1 protein-coding gene is annotated in these 1,566 nt (G+C 59.8%); it reads left to right on the top strand.

Annotated elements, in window-relative coordinates; translation table 11 throughout:
* Positions 1-301: 301 nt before the first annotated feature.
* Entirely contained in the window at positions 302-1,435 is a 1,134-nt protein-coding gene (locus MKK75_RS06790; RefSeq protein ID WP_244041849.1) for a hypothetical protein, read from the top strand.
* Positions 1,436-1,566 lie beyond the last annotated feature (131 nt).

Raw genomic sequence — 1,566 nt, 5'->3', positions numbered from 1 at the left:
CCGGCAACTTCAGCTCGGGGTGGAGAGCAGTAGTTGGCTCGGCGCCAGAAAGCCACCATTTGTTTTCGCGCCCTTCGGACGCTCGAAGGTACCGACAACTCTCGACGCATGAGGCCACCCTCGCAGCGCAAACCACGCATGCCTTCCGTGACCTGACCAATCCAATTCGCAGCGCATTCGCAGCTAGGTTGCGCAAGCATGACATTTCCCGTTAGTTCCCCAAGAAACGGGAATTTTCGCCGCCGTGACTAATCCGCCGACGAACGACATCGTGACTAGGCGCGACCAGCTGGTTCGGTCGATGCTGAATGCTTCCTTCGACATCCGGTCCCAGCATAAGCACCGTTTTATCAATGGACGCGGAGCGTTCGACGAACTGACTGCCGATCACTGCATTATATTTCTGAGGGATTTGTTGGTTTGGACCAGCCACAACAGCAAGTCGGAGTTCCTTGCACGTAAGATCATAAATCTCGCTCAACCATTCGGTTCGGAGCCGCTCGGATCTACCCTCGAGAAATGGGACGAGAAGCACCTAGCCCGCTGGCTGCGTTTCGACGCCAACGCCGTCTGCTCGCAGCGTGGCGCTTGGCGCATCGCCGAGAGCTTGGCCAAACATTGCCGTAAGGTGATTGGGGAAGATTGCGGCGATCTCGCCAAGATTGTCAACGCGCAACATCCCGGCCTTGAGGCTTTCGCGCGAGCCTTGGTCGAAGCGGTCGATGAGAAAGCCATCCCCGCCTGGACTAAGCCATACGGTTACGAGCCGCGGATCGACAGCAGTTTTAATGCCGCCCCGCGCTCGTTCGACGACGACTCGCTGAAAGCCATAGCCAAGGAGGTCCGGGGCCATCTCCAAGAGGTCGCCGGCCCACGCGTGGCGGTCGTCCGCGGGACCACCCACTCCGGCAAGAAGGTAGTGCTCAGGCACCTAATTAAGCACTGCGAACCGAAACGATCGCTCCTGCTAAAGAACGGCGTCAGCATTCCGATCCTCGCGCTGGCGCTTGATGAGCATGATCAACAATCCTTCGTCGACGCGGTCTATCGTTTCTTCGCATCGGCGCGGTACCGTGAAGCCGAAATCGAACGGCGCTCCCTGGAATTAGACGGAGAGGCCAAGCTCAGCCGCATCGCCGCGATGGCCCGCGAGGTCCCGGCCTGCGTCGTGCTCGCCGATATCGCGATGATCGAGGAGGACGAAATTGTCCGATCTCTCGCCGGATCCCATGCGACAGAGCTCATCGTCAGCCTCATCAATGGGCACCGCTTCACGCGCGTCGCCTTCACCACGAAGCTTGCCTCGGACCTCGGCGACGCCAGTCTCGAAGCGTCGCTGCGATGTGAACACGCAAGGACGTTTCGCGTACCTGCCAAGCTCGATCTGGCGGAGGTTCTCCGAGCTTTGCACCTTCCGGGGGCGGAGGTGACCTGACCGGCTGGCTTTGGACCGGGCTGATTGAGAGGATCAGTCAGGACCAAAGGAGTTGGACATGCGGCGAGGTCAGAAGACGGGTGCGGAGCAGGTCGTGTTGAAGCTGCGCCAGATTGAGGTGCAGACAGCCC

It is taken from the genome of Methylobacterium sp. J-030 (genome assembly GCF_022829545.1).
In the GTDB taxonomy this organism is placed as follows: Bacteria; Pseudomonadota; Alphaproteobacteria; order Rhizobiales; family Beijerinckiaceae; genus Methylobacterium.
Note: the sequence above shows the minus strand (reverse complement) of the source record. Positions and strands in the feature narration are given on the sequence as shown.

Excerpts from the sequence above, each read along its gene's own strand:
- MKK75_RS06790 (WP_244041849.1), top strand. The coding sequence starts at position 302 with ATGCTGAATGCTTCCTTCGACATCCGGTCCCAGCATAAGCACCGTTTT.